The following is a 22,894-nucleotide window of genomic DNA, read 5'->3' as shown; positions in this document are numbered from 1 at the left end:
GAGTTATGACTGAAAGAGTATGTCTGGTTCACTACCATGAAATTGGTTTAAAGGGTAAGAACCGATCCACTTTTGAAAATCAGTTGGTAACAAATTTACGACGAGCCCTCCGACACTTTCCAGTGGCGGGGGTTTCTCGCATTTCTGGCTACCTTCTTGTAGAAACCACCGATAAACAAGCAACTGAAGAACTGCAACGTGCAGTAGCTCAGGTTCCTGGTGTTGCTCGCGCTTCTTTAGCATATCGTTGTGGCTTGGATGAGCAGGAGTTTTGTAACGCCGCTGTGAAGGCGCTGGGGGAGGCTGGCAACTTTACTACGTTTAAAGTGCATGCTCGCCGTTCCTCAACAGTCTATCCAAGGCATTCCATTGAGCTTAATCAACTTGTTGGTGCAGTACTTTGTGAGAATTTTCCTGATAAAAAAGTTCAGATGCATGATCCTGATATGACGGTGTATGTACATGTTGTTCAGGGCAACGCTTACGTATATGCTGCGTCTATTCGCGGTGTTGGGGGTCTTCCTGTTGGAACTGCAGGTAAGGTTGTATCACTTCTTTCAAGTGGTATAGATTCGCCTGTTGCAACATGGATGGTTGGTCGTAGAGGTGCTACGGTAATTCCAGTTCACTTCTCTGGTCGTCCTATGACTTCTGATACAAGCGAATACCTGTGTCAGGATATTATTGAGGCACTTGAGTCCGCTGGCCTTATTGGCAGAATGTATGTTGTGCCATTTGGTGAGCATCAGCGTGAGATTTCCCTTGCGGTTCCACAAGCTCTCCGTATCATTATGTATCGTCGCGTGATGTATATCATTGCACAGAAGATTGCAGAGCTTGAGGGTGCTAAAGCACTGGTAACGGGAGAGTCACTTGGTCAAGTTGCTTCTCAGACTCTCGACAACATTGCTGCTGTCAACGAGGCTGTTACCATACCTGTTTTGAGACCTCTGATTGGCTCTGATAAGCAAGAAATTATTCGTCGCGCCCAAGATATCAATACATTTGATATTTCAACGCAGACGGCTCCTGATTGCTGCACACTGTTTATGCCTCGTCGTCCTGAGACTCATGCAAGGATACGAGAAGTTCTTGAGGCATGGAATTCTTTTAATCATGATGAAATGATTGAAAATCTTATGCAGCATATTGAGTATATTGACTTTAACCAGTGTCCTTCATATAAGCCACCTAAAGTATTGCCTGCTCGTCATAAAGAGCTTGCTCCTGCTGAATTTGTTACTGATTAGGCTATTTTTGCAGTTCAAAAAAGTTTGACAATGTTGCATATACATATTTTTAGTATCCGTCCCATGAAGGGGCGGATTTTTTATATAAACGGCTTGATAATCTGATTTAGTTTAGTCCTATTCTTATTAGTTTTTAGATATATATCTGTTATTTGTTGATAAATGTGTCAGATTACCAGCAGGTTTAGAACAAAAATAATAGATGAATTTTTGAAAGTTGTGTTTTACATTCACTTAATAGTCGAATATAAATCTGAGGTGATTCTATGGCTCAGATTTCAAATAATCGTTACCAATTAATTAATAAATTGATGAGAAGATTTAATCTTTCTCAGCAGCAACTTTTAGCGGTTATTGCTGTGGTTGTCCTAGGCATTGTTTCAGTAGTTGTATTTATTGGGATGATTAGCGCTGGAACATCAGAGTCTTTTGACAGATCACATAATCAAGCAAACTCTACACAGGGAGCGATTGTTGCGGAAAACCCACAGCACTCGCAGGAGGATAAGACTACAGAGCAGCCAGGAGATGACCATAAGATTAAAGAAGCATCTCCTCAAATGATGGTTCATGTTGATGGAGCTGTTAAATCACCTGGTCTTTATGCACTTCAGACGGTAAATCCACGTGTAAACGACGCAATTCAAATAGCAGGTGGCTTGACTGAAGATGCCAACAGTCAAGACATTAATCTAGCGTCTCCTGTAGAAGATGGTCAAAAAATTTATATTCCTCGAAAGGGAGAAGAGGCGCCGCCAGAGATTTTGCAGCCAGATCAAAATAAAGCCACGAGCAATAAGCAGACAGATAAGAAGAGCGACAAAAAGACAGTTGTAGATATTAATCGAGCAACCGTAGAAGAATTTACCAAACTCAAAGGTGTTGGCGAAGGATTGGCTAAGCGCATTGTTGCAGACAGACAAAAGAATGGACCCTTTAAGACTACTGAAGATTTGATGCGCGTTTCTGGTATTGGTCAGAAAAAATTTGATCAGCTTAAGGACAATATTCGTGTCTAAGACGATGGAACAGCCCTTTCGTCCTTTTATTCCGTATAGCCTATGTGCGCTGCTTTTTGTTTGTTTATGGCTTCAAGTTTTTATTGCAAGAAGCGCAACGCTCGATACAGTTCTGATTCATATTCTAGGAATCTGTGCGGTGGTTGCTTTGGGATTTTGGTATGTAAAGCATGCGCATACCAGCATTATGACTGTTGGGGTAGTTTTACTCTTACTTGTAATTATCCTTATCAGGTCTTTCTTTATATATGACAGTCAAATGGCGTCAGTGAATCTTTTAGAGTCAACTTCCGTACATGATTTTGAACTAGTTGTATCAAGAGATTTAGTCTACAAAAATCACACATGGATTGGTCAAGCAAACGTCATCTACCAAGGTAGATGCATTGGATGTGTGGGACTACATACCAAGGAACAGTTCTTACGAGAAACACATCTGTGCTGTGAAGGTAGGTTTACACGATATAAAGATAAAGATTTTTCAGAAGAACAATTTAAGAGGGGAGTACTTGGTTCAATTCAGGTAACCAAGGTGAATTCAAAAACCTATGAAGAGGGAATTGTTGGGGAAGTTGCCCAATTTAGAGAAAACTGTATTTCTCAACTTCAACCAGAGCTGAGCTTTGGGCGAGCGCTAGCTGCATGCGGTCTTTGTGCCTATAGGCCCAGCCTGTATAGCTTTAACATTCCGAGAATATTTATGCGCTGCGGCCTTATGCACCTCATTGCAATTTCTAGTTGTCACATTGTAATTCTCTCTGCCTATATTGATGCTTTGTTTAAAAAACTTACATTAAAGCCTCTTTTGAGGGGAGTGTTAAATTTATTTCTATTAAGCAGTTATGCACTTTTCTGTGGAGTGCCTGCGTCTGCATTGAGGGCAATACTCCTTGTTGAGCAAAAATACATTATGCAGTGTGTTGGAAGGAAGAATCATACGTTATCTGCTGTTTCTATTGTTGCATTGCTTATGCTTTGTGTTGATCCACAACTGAGCGTAAATATTGCTTTTACATTGTCTTTAACTTGTATTTTAGGAATGAATATATATGGCGGTCTTGCTCAATATTACGCTAAAACTGCATTTCATTTATCTGGATATGGAGCAGTACAAAAGGTGCTGAGAAAGCCATTTTCTAGTGTACGAAACACAATGTGCGCAACAACAGTTGCTCAGTTTTCATGCCTTCCAATTTCATGTGTGTGCTTTGGCCATTTTTCATTACTCGCACCTCTTTCAAGTGCACTGATTACAAGTCCATTTTCACTTCTCAGTCTATTTGGAATTGGAGCAATAATTTTAAGCAGTATTAAACCAGCTCAAGATACTGTTCTCTTTTTTATAGATTTTCTTGGGAAGCTTATAGAGACTCTTGCATCTTTCTTATCAGAAAGACCTTTTGCAAGTGTGTTTGTAGCCGACATTGGTTGGATAGTCTCATTAGCTTTTATTGCAGTAATGGTGGCGCTCTATGTGTTATGGCCAAAGGGAAGAAGAATAGTTTTAGTTGGCATATGTTTGGCAGTATCTATGCTTATTGTCGGATTAAGTATCTATTGGAGGTTTTTCTCGCCAACAAGAATTTGTGTGATGGATATAGGTCAGGGAGACGCCATATTGCTGAGCGATGGCGTGCATTCTCTGCTTGTGGATACTAGTGCAGGAGATGTGGTTAACGATGCTCTGGAGCGACAGCACGTCTCATATCTTGATGCAATTTTGCTTACACATCTTGATGAAGACCATGCTGGCGGCGTGAGATATATGGTTGGCTCAGTAAAGGCAGGCCGTGTATTAGTTGGAGAAGGAATAACAAAACAAGAAAAGCCTGAGTTACAGAGAGCTATTCAGAGGATTTCTGGTAGTGGTTCTTATGAAGTTTTATATGGCGACGAATTTGATGTTGGTCGCTTTCATGTTCGTGTGGTGTGGCCACATAGGGGCTATAAAGCAAAAGAAGCCAATAATGCTTCAGTCGAGCTGTATGTGACATATAACGATGGACAAAATACGTTAACTACGCTTTTAACGGGAGATGCTGAAAGAGATCAAACTAAAGAGACGGTGACATCGGGTGATGTGGGAGATATTGATTTCTTAAAAGTTGGACATCATGGTGCAGCAAAGTCACTCTATCCAGCAACTGCTCAAGTACTAAAACCTGAGGTAGCGGTGGCAAGTGCTGGAAAGAATAATCATTATGGGCATCCTAAACAGGAAGCGATAGATATTTTAGAGGGTGTTGGTGCAAGGTTTTACTGCACAAAAGATTATGGAGACGTCACAGTATTTCCTGGAGAACATGGACCTAAGGTGAGCGTGCAACATGCTAAAGTAGATACAGATTTAGAGGAGGAAAAAGATGGCGGAGCAGGCTAAGTTACTAGCTGCATATTTGGCTGTTGGTCCAGATGAGCTGAAGCGCGCGAGGGCTATAGACAAGCTTAAAAGCCGTCTAAACCAGAGTTTTATTACATTTAACCTTGACGAGATTTCTGTAAGTGCTGAGTTGACTCCAGAATCTGTTTTGTCTTCTGTTCAGACACTTCCCATGGGTGATTTTAGACGAATTGTTGTTATTGATGATGCAGGTAAATTGCCCAAGCCTGTATCAGAGGCTCTTATTGAGTACTTAAAGAATCCTAACCCAACTACTACGTTGATGCTTTCTGCAAAGACACTTGCTAAATCAACAAGGCTTTATAAAGCAGTGGATGCTTTAGGTAAGCTTGCAATTATTAATTGTGGTGCAATAGCTAGAAATGAATTACCTAAATATGTATGGGATCTTGGACAAAAATATGGACTTCAAATTCCAACTAATGCAGCCAATGAACTCATAAGTCGCGTTGGCGATAATACCACTATGCTTGACTCTCAGATTAAATCTTTAGCGTCTCTGCTAGGTCATACTGGTTCCATTGATATTCATTTTGTAGAAACGCATGTTGCACGAGTAGTTGAAGTTAAGCCGTGGGATTTTCTCGACAGTATCTCTGCAAGGAATGTCCAAAAAGCAATGGAACTTTATAGCCAGATGGACGAGTCAGGAGCTATTGGTAATTTGTCACTTATTACCGGACGTGTACGAGAACTTATTTGTGCTAGATCTATGGTAAAACGTGGTACTGAACAGGAAATTGCTTCAGTTTTAGGAAAGCAAGCTTGGCAGGTTAGAAATTATTCACGATGGGCACGTCATTTTGGAGATGGCGAACTTGAACATATTTTAAGTCTCTGCGCAGATTCAGAGCGTGGTCTTAAGAGTGGAGAAGATAAAACAACTACAATGACCAAACTCATCTTTGCTTTGTGCGGCGTCTCAAATATGTAGATTCAAAGAATTCAGGTAAGAAAAAACGGACTCCAAGGAGTCCGTTTTAATAAATTAAAAGTAGATAAGAACTACTTAAGGGTGTTAACAAGCTTTTGAACGCCACTCTTACGCTGAGCAGCCTGATTCTTGTGTACGATGCCCTTAGAAGCAGCCTTGTCAAGAAGACGAGATGCCTTGTTAGCAGCAACCTGTGCGTCCTCAAGCTGGCCTGCCTCAACAGCAGTGCGAACTGCCTTAATAGCAGTCTTAAGCTCGGAGCGGACAGCCTTGTTGCGCTGGCGTGCCTTCTCAGCGGTGAGAATACGCTTCTTCTGAGACTTGATGTTAGCCACGTGCGGTTCCTTTCGGTGTTTACTATGTGAGGCCTCTTCGCTGAGACACGTTTGAGGCAGCTGTTGAAGTATAGCACGAAGCGGGTAGTTTACGCTATTATTTTCCGTATGAATACACAGGATACTTCACATATTCGCAACTTTTCTATTGTTGCACACATCGATCACGGTAAATCTACCATCAGTGACCGTATTTTGGAGCTTACTCATACCGTTGAAGAACGCGATATGGAGTCACAGCTCTTGGACACTATGGACATTGAACGTGAGCGTGGAATTACTATTAAATCAAACGCTGTCCGTGTTATGTATGACGCAGACGATGGAGAGCGCTATCAATTCAACTTGATTGACACTCCAGGCCATGTTGATTTTACCTATGAGGTATCAAGGTCTTTAGCTGCCTGTGAGGGTGCGGTGTTGGTTGTTGATGCAACGCAAGGTGTTGAGGCCCAAACTGTCTCAAACGCTATGCTTGCTATGAACGCTAATCTGGATATTGTTCCTGCCATCAACAAGATTGATCTTCCATCTGCTCGCCCTGAAGAAGTTCGATCAGAAATCGAGGATGTTCTTGCTATCCCAGCTGATGATGCGGTATGTGTTTCTGGTAAGACGGGTGAGGGTATCCACGAGCTTCTCGAAGCTTTGGTGTACTTGGTTTCTCCTCCAAAGGGTGATCCCACAGCACCACTTAAGGCGCTTATTCTTGATTCATATTTTGATCAGTTCAGAGGCGTTGTAGCAACGGTACGCGTTTTTGATGGCTCAATCAAAGCAGGCGACCAGCTCCTTATGATGCAAGGCTCTATGCCTTTTCTTGTTGAAGAAGTTGGTGCTAAGAGACCTCTTGAGATGGCTGTTGACCAGCTTTCTGTTGGTGAAGTTGGCTATGTGGTAACTGGCCTCAAAGACCCTGAGGCTGTTCGCGTTGGTGACACGCTTACCTACAAGCAAAATCCATGTGCAGAACCACTGCCAGGCTACCGCGAAGCAAAACCGATGGTATTTACTGGTCTTTTTCCTGTTGACAATAAGCAATACGAGAATCTTCGTGATGCACTTGATAAGTTGCACGTCAATGATCCGTCTCTTACTTGGTCACCAGAGACTTCTGTAGCTTTGGGATTTGGTTTTAGAGTAGGCTTTTTGGGTCTTCTCCACATGGAAGTTGTTAAAGAACGTCTTGAACGTGAGTTTGACCTTGATCTGATTGCTACTAGTCCATCTGTTGACTATCACGTTTATAAGACCGATGGAACTATGATTGAGATTACCAGTCCTCAAGATCTTCCAGAAGTCACCAAAATTGATCGCATTGATGAGCCGTACCTCAAGGCAAAAATTATTGTGCCTCCTGAGTTTGTTGGTACGGTTATGCAACTTGTTGTTGATCATCGTGGTGTCTCTGAAGACATGGTGTATCTGTCTGATAAATCTGTTGAGATGATTTTTGGCATTCCTTTGGCTGAGCTTATTTTGGATTTCTTTGATCAACTTAAGAGTAGAACCAAAGGCTACGCTTCTCTTGACTATGAGTTTGATTCGTACCGTACTTCTGACCTGGTTAAGCTTGATATTTTGCTTGCTGGAGACGTTGTAGATGCGCTTTCGTTTATTGTTCACAAAGACAAAGCGTATGATCTTGCCCGCGGTCTTTGTGACAGACTTAAAGGTATCATTCCTCAGCAACTCTTTGAGGTTCCTATTCAAGGCGCCATTGGAAATAAAATCATTTCTCGTTCTACCGTTCGCGCGCGTAGAAAGGACGTCTTAGCTAAATGCTACGGCGGTGACATTTCTAGAAAGCGCAAGCTGCTTGAGAAGCAAAAAGAGGGTAAGAAGCGCATGAAGCAGATTGGTTCAGTTGAAGTGCCTCAAGAGGCGTTCTTGGCTGTTCTCAAGGTTGATGACGAGTAGAAGGTATTTGTGAAGTCGCTTCAAACCATCATTTCAACCTGTGCATCTGCAGCAGGTCTTTCTTCGCATATTGTTCCTTTTGCAGCAGGTAACTCACTCAAGGAGCGCCTGTCCGCTAATCCTGTGCTCATGGCTCCCATGGCCGGCGTCAGTGATGGTGTATATCGCACTATGGCTCGAGCAGGCGGAGCAGGTCTTGCCTATTCAGAGATGGTTTCTGTTGCAGGAATTCACTTTGGTGGCGAGAAAACCTGGGAGCTTGTAGAGCCTCTTTCTACAGAGCCTGATATTGCCGTTCAACTTTTTGGTTCAAAACCGGAGCAGTTTAAAGAAGCTGCAGCACAGATTAGTGAGCGCCTAGGAAATAAACTTGCCCTTATTGATATTAATATGGCCTGTCCTGTTCCTAAGGTTGTTAAAAAAGGGGAGGGCTCAGCCCTTCTAGATACTCCAGAACTTGCTGCAAATTTGGTAAAAGCTTGTCTTTCAGAGGTTACTGTACCTGTTACCGTCAAGATTAGACGAGGAAGACGGCAGGATGAGGAAGTGGCGCCTGAATTTGCTCGTGCTATGGAAGCAGCTGGTGCATCTGCCATTGCTGTTCATGGACGTTTTGCTACACAGATGTATCGAGGTCAAGCAGAGTGGGAGACGGTTAATAGAGTTTGTGATGCCGTATCTATTCCTGTAATAGGTTCTGGTGACATGCTCTCTGCTGAAGATGTAGCTCATGCTCTTAAAGAAACAGGTGTGACTGCTGTTATGATTGCTCGCGGAACATACGGAAATCCTTGGATCTTTAAGAACACTCAAGCTTTACTTGAGGGTAAAACTCCCTTTGTTCCATCAGTTGATCAAATGCTTGCGTCGTTCATGATGCACGTAAAGTTACTCGATGCTGCCCACATTCATATTGCCCGTGCAAGAAGCCTCTCTACCTGGTATTTTAGAGGTATTCCAAATGCAGCTTATTGGCGTGGCAAGTCAGTGAGATGTGTTACTGCTCAAGATTTTATTGATCTTGCATTAGAAATTAAAGAAACAGTTACACAACTTGTGGGCAAACAAGAAGCATCTGAACACAAGCTGTCTTTAAGCTAGTGATTCATTATGAATTCCTGGCAGTTTAAATATAATCAAGCGGCTGTTTCTGCACTTTACCTGCATATCCCATTTTGCTCGCAAAAATGTTTCTATTGCGATTTTTCTTCTTGGTCTACAAGACAAGATGACAGTCGTATGAAAAAGTATGTAAATGCTTTAAAACATCAGTTAGACGAAGCTGCTCAACTGGGTATACTCGCAACTACAAAAACAGTTTATATGGGCGGTGGAACTCCCAGCTTACTTGATCAGGGTGCGGTTGATCTGGCGCATCATACCTCATCTATTACACATCCTATTGAATTTAGTATGGAAGCAAATCCAGACTCACTATCTGACGAACTTCTCGCTAGTCTTTCTGCAGGAGGAGTAACGAGAATTTCTTTGGGAGTTCAGAGCTTTAATGATAATGAGCTTAAGGAGCTTGGTAGAATTCATTCAGCTGATCTGGCATACGATAGAGTTTTAGCTGCAAAAGAGAGCGGCTACGAAGTGTCGGTTGATCTCATGTGCGCTATTCCTGAGCAAACAGAGAGTTCTTGGGAATATACGCTTTCAAGGTTTATCTCGCTTGGGGTAAATCATGTGAGTGTTTATCCACTTACCATTGAAGATGGCACGGCACTAGCTAAGCAAACCCAAGATAAAGACATTCCATGGAATGTTTATGACGTGCAGGCAGATCGAATGCAAACGGCTTCAAAGATGCTTCAAGCAGCAGGATTTGAGCGTTACGAGGTGGCAAGTTATGCTCGTAATCAGAAAAGTTGCAAGCATAATAAGATGTACTGGACAGGTGAGTCGTATCTTGGTCTAGGTACTAGTGCTGCAAGTATGTTGACAGCTTTTGAGTATGATGCTCTGGCAAAGGAAAACGCTTTTTTGCCTTCGAGACCACAAGATGCTATCCGTGTGCGACTTGTGGTGCTTGATTCTCCAAAAAAAATTGCTGAAGGCATATCGCTTTTCTCGACAGAGTTTGACGTTGAATTTTTGACCTACAGAGAAGCTGTGGCAGAAGATTTGATGCTCCATGCACGCCTCACAGAGCTAATTGCGCCTGCGCTTTTGGATGAGTCTGAGCAGGTATTTGGTGCATTAACTTTACAAGAAGTGTTTGATGCCTGTGTACAAGATGAGTTACTAGAATGCGTTGATGCAGCAGATTCTGAGATTAAGGCTTCATATAGGCCTACCAAGAAGGGCTGGCTGCTTGGAAACGAGCTTTATGGCCGTTTTTGGGAGTTAAGATAATGTTAGAAAAATTTATTTGATGCAGTTAGTATTTAATTGATGTTACAAAATAAAATGAATAATAAAGAAAGGATTGAAGAATGGCAGAAAAAAGACCTAGCTTTGATGATATTACATCTTTTGATGAGTTTAATAAGTATTACTGGTATCGTGAAGAACTTATGCAAATATGTAAGTCTTTAGGTTTGGAATATAGAGGTACAAAACGAGAACTCAATTATATTATCGAACAGTATTTTAAAGGTAATTTAATTAAGAAAAAAATTATAAAGAATAAAAAAGTTAATCAAAAAATTGTTACCTTAAATTCACCATTGCTTGAGTGTGGCTTCTCATTTAATTCAAAGTTTAGAGAATATTTTTCTTCTTTAACAAAAGTTACACCATTTAAATTTACTGCTGATATGGCCGCTGCTTGGAGAAAAGTTAAGAGAGAGAACAATAGTGCATTTACAATCAGGGATTTGTTAAATGTATATTATGGTGATTTAGATTATGCGAAATACGATAATTCGGCTTGTCAGTGGAATCAATTTTTAAAAGATTTTTGTGCAGATGAAAATAGCTATAGCTATTCCAATAAATTAAAGGTGGCTTCTATTCTTTGGAAAGAAGTTAGAGATTCAAAAGGTGAAAAAACCTACTCGAAAGATTTATTAATTAAGTATGCATTTAAAATACGGGAATATCATAAGTAATCATTTGATAATCTTCTTTACTAGTAGTTTGAAAAAGTCATGAACATATTCGATTGTATGTCGAATTTTTATGTATGTAGTTAATGAATATTCTTAATGGGATTTGTACTGCATTAAGTTAAAAACAAGTGGGTACACTTTCAAACGTTCTTATAATCATATGTTGTAACGGGTCGAATCGGAGAGATTTCATGGCTGCTATGAATGAAAAGGACTATTACGCCATCCTTGGTGTCTCTGAGTCCGCGACAGCTGAAGAAATTAGAAAAGCTTTTCAAACTAAAGCTCGTAAGCTTCATCCTGATGTAAATAAAGAACCTGATGCTGAGATGCGTTTTAAAGAAGTTTCTGAGGCATATGCTGTTCTTTCAGATGCCGAGAAACGCCGTCGTTATGATGCTATGCGAAGTGGTTCTTTCTATGGTGGTGGTTATGGTCCCTCTGGCTATCCTGGTGGATCAACGTATGGTGGAGGTTCTCCTTTTGAGGGAGGTTTCCCATTTGGTGATATTGACTTTAACAACTGGACTACTAGATCTAAAAAACGCTCTCGTGCGTACAAGCCTCAAACAGGCGCAGATATTGTATATGATATGACATTAAGTGATACTGACGCTAAAAATGGCGTTAAGAAAGGCATTACGTATCAGCGTTTTGTTACTTGTGATGCGTGTGCTGGTAAGGGATCTCAGCATAAGGACGAGTCAACTACCTGTCCTACCTGTCACGGAACTGGACACATTGATATTGATCTTTCTTCCATTTTTGGAGTTGGAAAGTTTAGAGTTGATTGTCCAGAATGCGATGGAACTGGACACGTTGTCCAAGATCCGTGTGATGTATGCGGTGGTTCTGGACGTGTTTTGTCTGCAAGTGAAATTATGGTTGATATACCAGCCAACTCGCATGATGGAGATCAGATCAGAGTTTCTGGAATGGGAAATGCGGGAACAAATGGTTCTGCAACTGGCGATTTTATCGTTAATGTTAAGGTTCCTTCAGAGCAGTTGACGTTCCGTCAGCGTGCTGGCGCACGAATCTCCGGTATTATCGCAATGCTCCTTGTGTTTGTGGCAATTAATTTAAGATCACCACTTTTTGCCATCGTATTGATTCCGCTTTTAATATTTGGCATTAGGAATATTCTTGTAGACGGCGTCAAGATGAACGCTGGTTGGTGGAGAAGCTTTGCAAATGCCTTTGTCTCAGGAATTATTAACGGTGCCTTTTACTCAATTATTATTATGACTTTGTATGCTTGTACGGCCGGATTGGGCCATGTTGGTTATATGGGAATTTAGGAATTAGGTTTTACAAGGGGAGAGTTAGTAAGCGTGTCAGAGAAGAAAGACTTCTACGAGCTCTTAGGTGTTGCTCATGATGCAGATCAAAAAACTATCAAGCGTGCTTTTTTAAAGCTTGCAAGAAAGCTGCACCCTGATGTTTCTGATGACCCTCATTCAGAAGAGAAATTTAAAGAGATAAACGAAGCATATTCTGTACTTTCAGATGAGCAAAAGCGTGCTAACTATGACCGTTATGGTGACCCTAATGGTCCATCCGGTTTTGGCGGCGGCTATGTGGATATGTCAGATATTTTTGGTGGCGGCTTCGGCGGCTTTGGAGATATCTTTGATACTTTCTTTGGCGGCGGTCATGGCGGTCGAGGCGCTGCTCAGCGTACTCGTGGTAGTGATATGGGAATTAGACTCTCTATCACTTTGGAAGAAGCTGCTGCTGGTGTTACAAAAACTATCTCTTATAACAGACTTTCTACCTGCGATGACTGTAACGGTACAGGTCTTGGTGAGGGTGGAAAGATTGAGGACTGCCCACGCTGTCATGGTACAGGTACTGTAGTTCAGGTCCAAAATACCGTCTTTGGTCAAATGCAGTCCCAAACCGTTTGTCCAGAGTGCCAAGGAACGGGCAAGAAAGTTGAACATGCTTGTGAGACCTGTGGAGGTCAGGGAAGAACTCCTGATCATGAGCGTGTTTCTGTTGAAATTCCCGCAGGTGTTCATTCAGGTCAATCAATTTCTATTACTGGTAAAGGCGAAGCAGGTGTTAGAGGCGAAACCTCTGGTGACCTTATCGTAACCATTGAGGTTGCTCAACATAAAGACTTTGAGCGCAGGGGCGATGACCTTTTTACTTCAGTTAGCGTAGTTTCTCTTGAGGCAATTGTTGGTACCACCGTTACTATTGACGGCATTATCAAAGATGAATCTATTGAAATTTCTATCCCTGCAGGTTGTAAGTATGGTCAGCAGCTGAGTGTAGCTGGTAAGGGTATGCCTCGTTTGCATTCTAAGGCTCGTGGAAACCTTTACGTTCTGGTTCACATTGAGACTTCAACTGGTTTAACCACAGATCAATTAGAGATGCTCACTGCTCTTATTGATGAGCGCAAACAAAATTCGGCTCAAGAAACTCAAGATAATCAGCACGGTAATCAATCTTCAGCAAAAGATTTCACAGCTGATAAAGACAAGAATGCTAAAAAGGCTTCCAAGAAGAGGCACTAATGGCTCATGGTATTGCACTTATAAATCTTGGATGCAGAGTTAATCGAGTTGAGCTTGATTTAATGGCAGAGTCTTTGCTTCGTATGGGTTGCCATATTGTTGAAGAAGATGAAGCACAGGCAATTGTTATTAATACCTGTGCAGTTACTGCTGAAGCAGAAGCTAAGACGAGAAAAGCTGTGCGTAAAGCAGCGCTTATGCCTGGAGCTCCTCTTGTGGTGGCAACTGGTTGCGTTGCAAGTCTTTTTGCTGAAGAGCTTGCTTCGCTTGCCCCAAATGTTGTTGTAGAAGCCGAGAAGGACAAAGTTGCAGATAGAGTTCTTGAAGAGCTTGGTTTTGCTCCTGAATCAGTAAGTGATGATGGTCTTGTTATTTCAAAGCCAACACCTACTGGTCGTACGCGTCCCGGTATCAAAATTCAAGATGGCTGTGATAATCGATGCACCTTCTGTATTGTGTGGAAAGCACGTGGTGCAGGAAAGTCTCTTGATCCTCGTAAAGTTGTTTCACAGGTAAAAGACGCTATGAGCAGAGGTGCTCAGGAGGTTGTTCTTACAGGAATTAATCTTGGTAGTTATAAAGTTCAACTTGAAGATGAGGGTGAGAAAATCTTCAGGCTCCCAGATCTTCTCGAGTATGTGCTTGAAAAAACTGAGGTTGGACGCCTAAGACTTTCTTCTCTTGAGCCACCTGATGTAAATGCACGCCTAGTGAAGGTAATTGCTGCATCCAACGGAAGAGTTGCACCATTCTTACACATTTGTCTTCAGTCTGGATGTGACGCAACGCTTGCCCGTATGGGCAGGGTATATAGGACAGAGCTCTATCGCAAGGCTGTTGAGGAAGCGCGTTCAGAGCTGTCAACCATCGCATTAGGAACAGACCTCATTGTTGGTTTTCCAGGAGAAACCGATAAAGAATTTGAAGAGTCATATGAGTTTTGTCGTCAGATGGGCTTTTCAAAAATGCATGTATTTAGATATTCCAAACGTCCTGGAACGCCTGCAGCCACTGCTCCAAATCAGGTTAATCCAAAGGTGATGGCCGAGCGTGCAAAGAAAATGCGTGATTTGGGTAATAAAATGCGTTTTGATGCTGCCAAGAAGCTTATTGGTACCTGCGATAATGTGGTGGTACAGTATCCAGGTAAAGGAATTTCTGGAGGTCTTTTTGACGTTCAGGTTGACCCTACCATTGAACTTGATGAGTTAGTTGCTATGCGCTTTGATGAAGTTTTACCTAATGGAACACTAAAAGCTACTCGTTTATAAATTGGGGGAACATGGAGCCAACACAGATTCGCTTAACTATTCCTGATTCAGTGGATCCTTTATACCTTACGGGTCCAGCTGATAGTTTGCTCAGAGAAATTGAAGCATCATGTGCGGCTCTTATTTCAGTTAGAGGCAAAGCTATTTTTCTATCTGGAACTTCTCAAGAAATAGAACAATTAACGCTTATTTTTTCTCACTTGATTCAAATGGTCGAATCAGGCTCAAGGCCTACACTTGAAGACGTAAAGTTTCTGCTTGACAACACAAAAAGAAATGCCAACTTAAAGCAGGCGGGAACACGTACGCTGTTTGTTACACATAAGGGCAAAGCAATTCAACCTAAAACGCAAGGTCAGATTGCTTATACCAAGGCGATAGCAAATAACTCCATAACATTTGGTACTGGTCCCGCCGGTACTGGTAAAACGTATTTGGCTGTTGCTATGGCACTCGCCGCTTTGACTTCACAACAAATCAGCAGAATTGTGCTGGTAAGACCTGTTGTTGAAGCTGGAGAGTCACTTGGTTTTCTTCCGGGCACACTTCAAGAGAAGCTAGATCCCTACATTAGACCGCTCTACGATGCCCTCTTTGATATGACTTCTATGGAGTATGCAAATAACCTTATTGAGCGGGGAATTGTTGAGATTGCTCCGCTTGCATTCATGCGTGGTCGTACCATGAATGATGCGTTTGTTATTTTGGACGAAGCACAAAATGCTACGCCTGAGCAGATGAAAATGTTTCTGACTCGCTTGGGTTTCTCGTCAAAGTTTGTTATTACGGGCGATGCAACGCAGCGAGATCTTGTGGGAAGAAGCGGCCTGGATGTTGCTCGACAGGTGCTGAGTAACCTTGAAGACGTTGCTTTTGTTGATTTAGACAGAAATGATATTGTTCGCCACACTTTGGTTGGTAAGATAGTTGATGCATACACTGCGTATGAGAAGAAACAGCTAGGGGAGTAATGTGGTTAACGAGTACGACATTGTGATCAAAAATGGCGTCGAGTCACCAATTTCTGTAGAAGAGATTGAAGCCGATTGCAATTTAGTACTCTCTGAAGAGGGCATTAAACGCCCTTGCGCGGTCTCTATTTCTATTGTCAGTGATGAAGAGATTCAACAGGTAAACCTTGAATGGCGAGAAAAAAATGCACCCACTGACGTTATTTCACTTGAGGTAGAGCGTCCTGATGATCCTGATTTGGCTCCGGGTGAGATGTGTGAGCTCGGAGATATTATTCTTGCTCCTCAATTTATTGCGCGACAGGCAAAAGAATATGGCACTACGGAGGCGGATGAGTTTAGGCTGATGCTTGTTCATGCCATGCTTCACCTGCTTGGATATGACCATGTTGCAGATGATGAGGCAGAGGTTATGGAGGCTCGTGAAGATGCCCTTGTTGCTCTGCTATTGACAGATAAGACCATTGAGCCAGTTGTTTTGACTCGCCACCGTGAGGGGATTGACGAGTAATGATTCCGGGATCTAAGGGTAGACATCCAAGTTTTAAGCGCGGACTTCTTTTTGCGCTGCAAGGTGCTCGTCAGGCGTTTGCTCAAGAGGCAAACTTGCGACGTATGTTAGTTGTCGCTGTATTGACTGTGCTTACAGGATTGTATGTTGGCTTAGATGCTATGAGTTGGGCCTTTGTTCTTGCTTGCATTGGTGCGGTTTTAACCACAGAGCTCATTAATACAGCAATAGAAACAGTGGTAGACCTAGTTTCTCCAGAGTTTCATCCTATGGCCGGTAAGGCAAAAGATATTGCAGCAGCTGCTTCATGCTGTATTAGCATTACCGCAGCTCTCATAGGGCTTTTGATTTTCTCGCGTGCGGTTTTTCATTGGTAAGTTGGAGGACATATGACCGCCAATTCAGTTTCTAAGAATACTTCATCTGAGACCACTCCTTTTAGGAGCGGTTTTGTTGCTTTAGTTGGTCGTCCAAGCGTTGGCAAGTCCACGCTTTTAAATGCTTGTATGGGCCAGAAAGTGGCTATTGCAAGCCCTGTTGCCCAGACTACGCGTCGTCGCTTTAGAGCAGTTGTAAATGGAGAAAACTCCCAGCTGGTCATTGTAGATACTCCGGGTCTGCACAAGCCTAAAGATGCTCTTGGTAAAGAACTCAATAAGGCTGCACTTGGAGAACTTAATGACGCCGATGTGATTGCTTTTTTGATTGATGCCACCAAGCCTGTTGGTCGTGGTGATGAATGGGTTGCTAATCATGTTGAGCAGGCGCACGCTGCCTTTAAGTTGTTGATTATTACCAAGGCAGACATTGCAACTCCAGAGCAGGTAGCGGAGCAGCTTAAGGCCGCACAGACTCTTGTACACTTTGATGACGTGCTTGTTGTTTCCGCACTAGAAGACTTTAATGTCCAAGCGTTTATTGCGCTTGTTTCCGAGCATCTTCCTGAGGGTCCTATGTGGTTCCCAGAAGACATGGAGACTGACGCATTGCCAGAAGACCTGGTAGCAGAGTTTGTCCGTGAGAAGCTTTTGTTGAACCTCCGTCAGGAAGTTCCACATTCTGTTGCAGTCGTTTGCGATTCGTATGAAATTGCAACGGACGGTCATTTATCCATCTCTGCCACTATTTTGGTTGAGCGAGAAGGACAAAAGGGCATCGTAGTTGGTCAGGGTGGCTCCATGATTAAGCGTGTTGGCGTTGAGGCTAGAAAAGACCTAGAGAAACTGTTTGGTCGCAAAGTTTACCTTGACCTTCAGGTACGGGTTCAGCCTCTTTGGAGACGTGATGCCAATGAGATTAAGCGCTTGGGTTACTCGACTGAGGATTAGCTGTGCCTGGTAGAAAGACCACTCGTCTTAAAGCAATTGTGCTTGATAGAACAAAACTTGCCGAGCAAGACCTCATCTTGACCATGCTTTCCGATACGGGAGAAGAACGCCGAGCTGTTGCAAAGGGCGCCCGAAAGCCGGGAGGTCGTTTTGCTGCTCGCGTTGAACTCTTCTGCGAACTAGACGTGCTGCTGGCAGAGGGACGCTCACTTGATATCTTGTCTGAGGCAACCTTGCTTGAACCGCACGCAACGCTTCGCGGAGATCTTTCTAAAGTAGCTGCTGCATCTGCTATCTGCGAAGTGGCGCGATTTTCGTGTATTGACGGCGTCGAGGATGCGTTTCTCTTCTCGCTGCTTTCACGTGCGCTTAAAGCCTGCGAAGAAGTGGATGACGAGAAACACTTAGATCTTGTAGTTGCCGCCTATGTGTTTAAGGTTTTAGCACACGAAGGCTGGCGCCCAGAGCTGGCATCGTGCATTGCCTGTGGAGATGAGGCTTTGACGTACTTCTCGCCAACTGCTGGTGGTGCTTTATGTGGAAGTTGTGCGCATGAGATTGAGGGGGCTATTGAGGTGACTCAGCTTGAACTCTCGTGGTTGTCGTCGCTTCTAAAACTTACCTTTGACCAGCTGGTTGTTGCAGAAATTGCTCCAGAAACTGCGCTCTTTTTGCTCACAAGCGCGCATATTTGGGCGGCTACGCACCTTGAAGTGCGTCTTAAAGCATTTGAATTTTTGCTCAGTATCTAGTTTAAGTGGATTTTTGCTAGCAAAGTTCAACAGTAACTGGTATCCTTTTGTAGGTTATTTCCTTGTTCTTAGGGGCTAGTCACTGCCGGCTGCCTTCTCAGTACAAGGAGTATTCAACGCGAAAGGCGGTTTATTATGGCAGTAACTAAGGATCGTAAGGCTGAGCTTATCAAGCAGTACGGCAAAGACGAGAAGGACTCTGGTTCCGCACAGGTTCAGGTTGCTCTTCTTACCGAGCGTATTCGTCAGCTCACCGATCACATGAAGTCTCACCAGAAGGACTTCCACACTCGTCGTGGTCTTTTAATGCTCGTTGGTAAGCGTCGTCGTCTTCTGTCTTATATCAAGGCAAACGACATTGAAGAGTATCGTACTCTTATTGCTTCTTTGGGTATCCGCGATAACATCCAGTAAGTTGGCTTTTTAGGGCGCCGTCTGGCGCCCTTTATGTTTGAGGCCCGTTTGCAATGGGGCAAACGGAGATAGAAGAGGAAAGAAATGACTAAAGTAACTCACGAATTTGACCTCTATGGTAAGCACTACACCCTTGAGGCTGGTGAGCTCGCAAAGCAGGCAACAGGTGCCTGTATCGTTAAATGTGGTGATTCCACCGTACTTCTCACTGCAGTGGTTTCCAAGGAGCGTAAGGATTATGACTTCTTCCCACTGACTGTTGATTTTATTGAGAAAATGTATGCAGTTGGCCGTGTCCCTGGTGGATACCTCAAGCGTGAGGCTCGTCCATCCGAGAAAGCAACGCTTACTGCTCGTATGATTGACCGTCCTCTGCGTCCTTCTTTCCCAGAAGGCTTCCGCAATGAGGTTCAAATTGTCGCAACCTCTCTTGTTGCTGATCAGGTGAATGCTGTTGACACCATCTCTGTCATGGGCGCATCTGCTGCTCTAGCTGTCGGTGGCGTTCCATTTGAGGGTCCACTTGCTTGTGTTCGTATTGGTCGAAACGCTGATACCGGTGAGTTCCTGGTTAACCCAACCTATGAAGAGCGTGATCACTCTGATCTTGACCTCGAGCTTGGCGGTTCTTCCACTTTTATTTCTATGCTTGAGGCTGGCGCAGATGAGATTTCCGAAGAGGATATGCTTTCTGCTATGGCATTTGGCCAGGAGGCAATTGCAGCTTTCTGCGAGGAGCAGAAGAAGTTTATTGCTAAGTGGGAAGAGGTTAACGGCCCAATTGTTAAGCGTGAGTATATTCTTGACGAGCCAATCGCTGAGGTTCACGACCGTATCTTTGCTTACTACGATCAGATGAGCGCTGCTCTTAAGGATGCTGACAAGCAATCCCGTATGCAGAAGGTTGCTGACTTGATGGATGAGATCAAGGCTCAGTTTACCGAGGAGGAGCAGGAGCTTTGGAGCCGCGCTATTGCAGTTGAGCTCAAGGCTCTTGAGAAACACGCAATGCGCGTTATGGTTGTTGAGACTGGCGAGCGCGTTGACGGTCGTGTGGCTAATGAGATTCGTCCAATTATGGTTAAGCCTGATTATCTGCCACTTGTTCACGGTTCTGGTCTTTTCCAGCGTGGGCAGACTCAGGTTCTTTCCATCTGTACGCTTGGCATGCTCAACGAGTGGCAGCGTCTTGATACCATTGAGCCAATGGATGGTAAGCGCTACATTCACCACTACAATTTCCCACCATTCTGCACTGGTGAGACTGGTCGTATGGGCAGCCCAAAGCGTCGTGAGATTGGTCACGGTGCTCTTGCAGAGCGCGCACTTCTTCCTGTCATTCCTTCCGAGGAAGAGTTCCCATACACCATCCGCGTTGTCTCTGAGGTAATGGAGTCCAACGGTTCTTCTTCCATGGCTTCTACCTGTGGTTCTACGCTTTCCCTTATGGATGCAGGTGTTCCTCTAAAGCGTCCTGTTTCTGGTGTTGCAATGGGTCTTATTCAGGAGAACGGCAAGACTGTTGTTCTTACCGACATCCAGGGTCTTGAAGACTTCCTCGGCGACATGGACTTTAAGGTCTGTGGTACTACCAAGGGAATTACTGCAATGCAGATGGATAATAAGGCAACTGGCCTTACTCCTGAGATTTTACGTAATGCATTAATGCAGGCTCACGAGGGTCGCATGTTCATTCTGAACAAGATGCTTGAGCAGATTCCTGCACCTCGTACAGAGACTAAAGAGACCGCTCCTCAGATTATCTCGCTTTCTATTCCAATCGATAAGATTCGTGACGTCATCGGTTCTGGTGGCAAGGTTATTCGTGGCATCCAGGAGGATACAGGTGCAACTGTTGATATTCAGGAGGATGGCACCGTCTTTATCGCTGGTACTAACGGTGCTGCTGAGGCTGCCGCAGAGCGCATCAAGGCTATCGTTAAGGTTCCAGAGGTAGGCGAGGAGTACACCGGTCGCGTTGTTGGTCTTCAGCCATTCGGCGCCTTTGTTGAGCTTCTTCCTGGTAAAGATGGCCTGCTCCATATTTCTCGCGTAGCACAAGGACGTGTCGAGAAGATCGAGGATGTTCTGGCTATTGGTGACGAGGTTAAGGTTAAGGTTCTTGAGGTAGACGAGAAGGGCAAGATTTCTCTTGACCGTCTTGATAAGCCTGAGGCACCGCAGGGTGCTTCAAAGAAGGACCGTGAGGAGCACCGCTCACGTCGTCAGAACGATACTGGCAGCTCCGAGCGTAGACAACCACGCCGTCATCACGACGCATAAGGTACGCTTGAACTCAAAGGGTTTCTCGCCACGCGAGACCTTATATACACATGAGATTGTAAAGAGAGCTTCGATGCATGTCGGAGCTCTCTTGTTATTCTGTTGAGATTTTGATTCTTTGAGAATATATAGCGTAATACGTGCTGATTTTTTATATAATTAAACAACATGTAGATTTTGCAAAAAGTCTTGTAGACGGCCCTATGGGTAGCGTCTGTTATAGAAAGTTTTTTTGAAAGGAAAGCGTTTTAATGCCTAAGAAAGACCCAGCTCTTAAAGTCATTCCTATGGGCGGACTTGATGGCATTGGCAAGAACATGACCGTTTTTGAGTACGGTAATGATATGGTGCTTGTTGATGCTGGTTTGATGTTCCCAGATGACGAACAGCCTGGTATTGACCTTGTTTTGCCAGACTACACCTATGTACTAGAAAACGAAGATAAGCTTCGCGGTATTTTGATTACCCACGGTCATGAGGATCACATTGGTGCTCTTCCGTACCTGCTTATGGATCTTACTCGTAAGGTACCAATTTATTCCAGTAAGCTCTCGCTTGGCTTTATTGAAGGTAAGCTTGCTGAGCACAAGATTGTGGGCACTAAGCTTCGTGAGGTTACTGATGGCTCTAAGGTACAGCTTGGTGCCTTTGACATCACGTTCTTCTCGATGACCCACTCTATTCCTGCAGCTTTTGGAATTCACATGAAGACCCCTGCGGGAACACTTATTCACTCTGGTGACTTTAAGCTTGATCAGACTCCTATTGATGGCGTGCGTCCAAATTACGCTGCTATTACTAAGTTTGCCTCTGAGGGGCTTGACCTGCTGCTTTCTGACTCGACTAACGCCAACCGCCCAGGTATGACTCCATCTGAGGCTTCTGTTGGTGCGGCACTTCGTCACATCATTAAGAATGCAACTGGTCGTGTCTTTGTTGCGTCGTTCTCAAGCCACATTCACCGTCTGCAGCAGGTGTGTGATGCCTCTGTGGCGGTAAAGCGTAAGGTTGTTGTTACTGGTCGCTCTATGATTACCAACACAAAGATTGCGCGTGAGCTTGGCTATCTTAATATTGCTGATAAAGACATCATTGATGCTTACGATGTTGATAAACTTGCAGATGATCGCATTGTTGTTTTGTGTACCGGTTCTCAGGGAGAGCCTCTAAGTGCTTTGGCGCGTATGGCAAATGGAGAGCATAAATCGCTTTCCATCCGTCCTCAAGACACCGTAATTATCTCTGCAACTCCTGTACCAGGTAACGAGAAGAGCGTTCAGTCCATTATTAACGCGCTCTCTAAGATTGGTTGCGAGATTTACGACAAGTCAAAGGCACTTGTTCATGTTTCTGGTCATGGAAGTCAGGAAGAACTCAAGCTGATGCTTGGTATGGCTCGTCCAAAGAACTTCATGCCAGTCCACGGCGAAGCTGTTCACCTGCGTGCCCATGCAGAGCTTGCTCAGCAGATGGGCGTTCCTGCTAACCGTATTTTCATTCTGGATAACGGCGACACGCTTGAGATGAGAAACGGAAAAGTTACGCGTGGTAAGACGGTTGAGTCTGGTGTAGTGTACGTTGATGGCCTGTCTGTCACTGATGCTAACCCTGTTGTTCTTCGTGATCGTCAGCGTCTTTCCCAGGACGGTATTGTTACAGCTGTGGTAACCCTTGTTGGTCGTAATCTTAAACCAGGCGTTGTTGAGATTTCTGGTCGTGGTGTTTCATTTGCTGATGATGATGAGCTCATGAACGACGCACAGAATCTTGTGAGAAATTCAATCGAGAAAGCCTCTAAGTCCGAAGGTGCAAATATTGAAGCAATGAGGAAGAGTGTTCGCAATGCTCTTTCTAACTTCCTTTGGAGCAAAACTCGTACTCGACCAATGGTTATTCCGGTCATTATGGAGGTATAAGCCCA

The 22,894-nt window shown here is 43.8% G+C and carries 20 protein-coding genes; 19 read left to right on the top strand and 1 reads right to left on the bottom strand.

What is annotated here, in order from left to right; all coding sequences use genetic code 11:
• The first annotated feature begins 5 nt into the window (after positions 1–5).
• From thiI to holA, 4 genes are all read left to right on the top strand, one after another.
• Positions 6–1,250, top strand: a complete 1,245-nt coding sequence (thiI, locus tag APAR_RS04140; protein ID WP_012808892.1) for a tRNA uracil 4-sulfurtransferase ThiI — start codon at positions 6–8, stop codon at positions 1,248–1,250.
• Positions 1,251–1,516: 266 nt separating this feature from the next.
• Positions 1,517–2,269: a ComEA family DNA-binding protein gene (locus APAR_RS07140; protein WP_012808891.1), complete on the top strand. Its 753-nt coding sequence runs from the start codon at positions 1,517–1,519 to the stop codon at positions 2,267–2,269.
• The gene (locus tag APAR_RS04130; protein WP_012808890.1) at positions 2,262–4,649 is read left to right on the top strand and encodes a ComEC/Rec2 family competence protein; all 2,388 of its coding nucleotides are present in this window, start codon (positions 2,262–2,264) and stop codon (positions 4,647–4,649) included. The genes APAR_RS07140 and APAR_RS04130 overlap by 8 nt, the downstream gene beginning before the upstream one ends.
• The gene (gene holA / locus APAR_RS04125; protein WP_012808889.1) at positions 4,633–5,604 is read left to right on the top strand and encodes a DNA polymerase III subunit delta; all 972 of its coding nucleotides are present in this window, start codon (positions 4,633–4,635) and stop codon (positions 5,602–5,604) included. The genes APAR_RS04130 and holA overlap by 17 nt, the downstream gene beginning before the upstream one ends.
• Before the next feature lie 71 nt (positions 5,605–5,675).
• On the opposite strand, the gene rpsT is transcribed toward holA, so the two are convergent.
• Complete coding sequence (gene rpsT, locus APAR_RS04120; protein WP_012808888.1) at positions 5,676–5,939, bottom strand: 30S ribosomal protein S20; 264 nt, start codon at positions 5,937–5,939, stop codon at positions 5,676–5,678.
• Positions 5,940–6,047: 108 nt separating this feature from the next.
• Between rpsT and lepA the strand changes: the two genes are divergently transcribed.
• The 15 genes from lepA (at position 6,048) to APAR_RS04045 (ending at position 22,889) form a co-directional block, all read left to right on the top strand.
• On the top strand, positions 6,048–7,859 hold the full coding sequence (gene lepA / locus APAR_RS04115) for a translation elongation factor 4 (RefSeq protein WP_041654066.1): 1,812 nt from the start codon (positions 6,048–6,050) through the stop codon (positions 7,857–7,859).
• A 9-nt stretch (positions 7,860–7,868) separates the two neighbouring features.
• On the top strand, positions 7,869–8,960 hold the full coding sequence (gene dusB, locus APAR_RS04110; RefSeq protein WP_012808886.1) for a tRNA dihydrouridine synthase DusB: 1,092 nt from the start codon (positions 7,869–7,871) through the stop codon (positions 8,958–8,960).
• 9 nt (positions 8,961–8,969) lie between these two features.
• Positions 8,970–10,217, top strand: a complete 1,248-nt coding sequence (hemW, locus tag APAR_RS04105) for a radical SAM family heme chaperone HemW (protein WP_012808885.1) — start codon at positions 8,970–8,972, stop codon at positions 10,215–10,217.
• 80 nt (positions 10,218–10,297) lie between these two features.
• Positions 10,298–10,915 (top strand): SAP domain-containing protein, encoded by a 618-nt coding sequence (locus tag APAR_RS04100; RefSeq protein ID WP_012808884.1) that lies wholly within the window; start codon positions 10,298–10,300, stop codon positions 10,913–10,915.
• Positions 10,916–11,106: 191 nt separating this feature from the next.
• Positions 11,107–12,216, top strand: a complete 1,110-nt coding sequence (locus tag APAR_RS04095) for a DnaJ domain-containing protein (protein WP_012808883.1) — start codon at positions 11,107–11,109, stop codon at positions 12,214–12,216.
• A 33-nt stretch (positions 12,217–12,249) separates the two neighbouring features.
• On the top strand, positions 12,250–13,443 hold the full coding sequence (gene dnaJ / locus APAR_RS04090; protein WP_012808882.1) for a molecular chaperone DnaJ: 1,194 nt from the start codon (positions 12,250–12,252) through the stop codon (positions 13,441–13,443).
• A complete protein-coding gene (locus APAR_RS04085) occupies positions 13,443–14,714 on the top strand; it encodes a MiaB/RimO family radical SAM methylthiotransferase (RefSeq protein WP_012808881.1) in 1,272 nt (423 codons plus the stop codon). Before dnaJ ends, APAR_RS04085 begins: the two co-directional genes overlap by 1 nt.
• An 11-nt stretch (positions 14,715–14,725) precedes the next feature.
• The gene (locus APAR_RS04080; RefSeq protein WP_012808880.1) at positions 14,726–15,685 is read left to right on the top strand and encodes a PhoH family protein; all 960 of its coding nucleotides are present in this window, start codon (positions 14,726–14,728) and stop codon (positions 15,683–15,685) included.
• A 1-nt stretch (position 15,686) separates the two neighbouring features.
• Positions 15,687–16,196: an rRNA maturation RNase YbeY gene (gene ybeY / locus APAR_RS04075; RefSeq protein ID WP_012808879.1), complete on the top strand. Its 510-nt coding sequence runs from the start codon at positions 15,687–15,689 to the stop codon at positions 16,194–16,196.
• Positions 16,196–16,573, top strand: a complete 378-nt coding sequence (locus APAR_RS04070; protein ID WP_012808878.1) for a diacylglycerol kinase family protein — start codon at positions 16,196–16,198, stop codon at positions 16,571–16,573. The genes ybeY and APAR_RS04070 overlap by 1 nt, the downstream gene beginning before the upstream one ends.
• Before the next feature lie 12 nt (positions 16,574–16,585).
• Positions 16,586–17,524, top strand: coding sequence for a GTPase Era (era, locus tag APAR_RS04065; RefSeq protein WP_012808877.1), 939 nt, complete (start codon positions 16,586–16,588; stop codon positions 17,522–17,524).
• 2 nt (positions 17,525–17,526) lie between these two features.
• Positions 17,527–18,276: a DNA repair protein RecO gene (gene recO, locus APAR_RS04060; protein ID WP_012808876.1), complete on the top strand. Its 750-nt coding sequence runs from the start codon at positions 17,527–17,529 to the stop codon at positions 18,274–18,276.
• 135 nt (positions 18,277–18,411) lie between these two features.
• Positions 18,412–18,690, top strand: a complete 279-nt coding sequence (rpsO, locus tag APAR_RS04055; protein ID WP_012808875.1) for a 30S ribosomal protein S15 — start codon at positions 18,412–18,414, stop codon at positions 18,688–18,690.
• 84 nt (positions 18,691–18,774) lie between these two features.
• Positions 18,775–20,973, top strand: coding sequence for a polyribonucleotide nucleotidyltransferase (locus APAR_RS04050; protein ID WP_012808874.1), 2,199 nt, complete (start codon positions 18,775–18,777; stop codon positions 20,971–20,973).
• Between the two features lie 251 nt (positions 20,974–21,224).
• Positions 21,225–22,889, top strand: coding sequence for a ribonuclease J (locus APAR_RS04045; RefSeq protein ID WP_012808873.1), 1,665 nt, complete (start codon positions 21,225–21,227; stop codon positions 22,887–22,889).
• Positions 22,890–22,894 lie beyond the last annotated feature (5 nt).

This window comes from Lancefieldella parvula DSM 20469 (genome assembly GCF_000024225.1).
Classification (GTDB): domain Bacteria; phylum Actinomycetota; class Coriobacteriia; order Coriobacteriales; family Atopobiaceae; genus Lancefieldella; species Lancefieldella parvula.
Note: the sequence above shows the minus strand (reverse complement) of the source record. Positions and strands in the feature narration are given on the sequence as shown.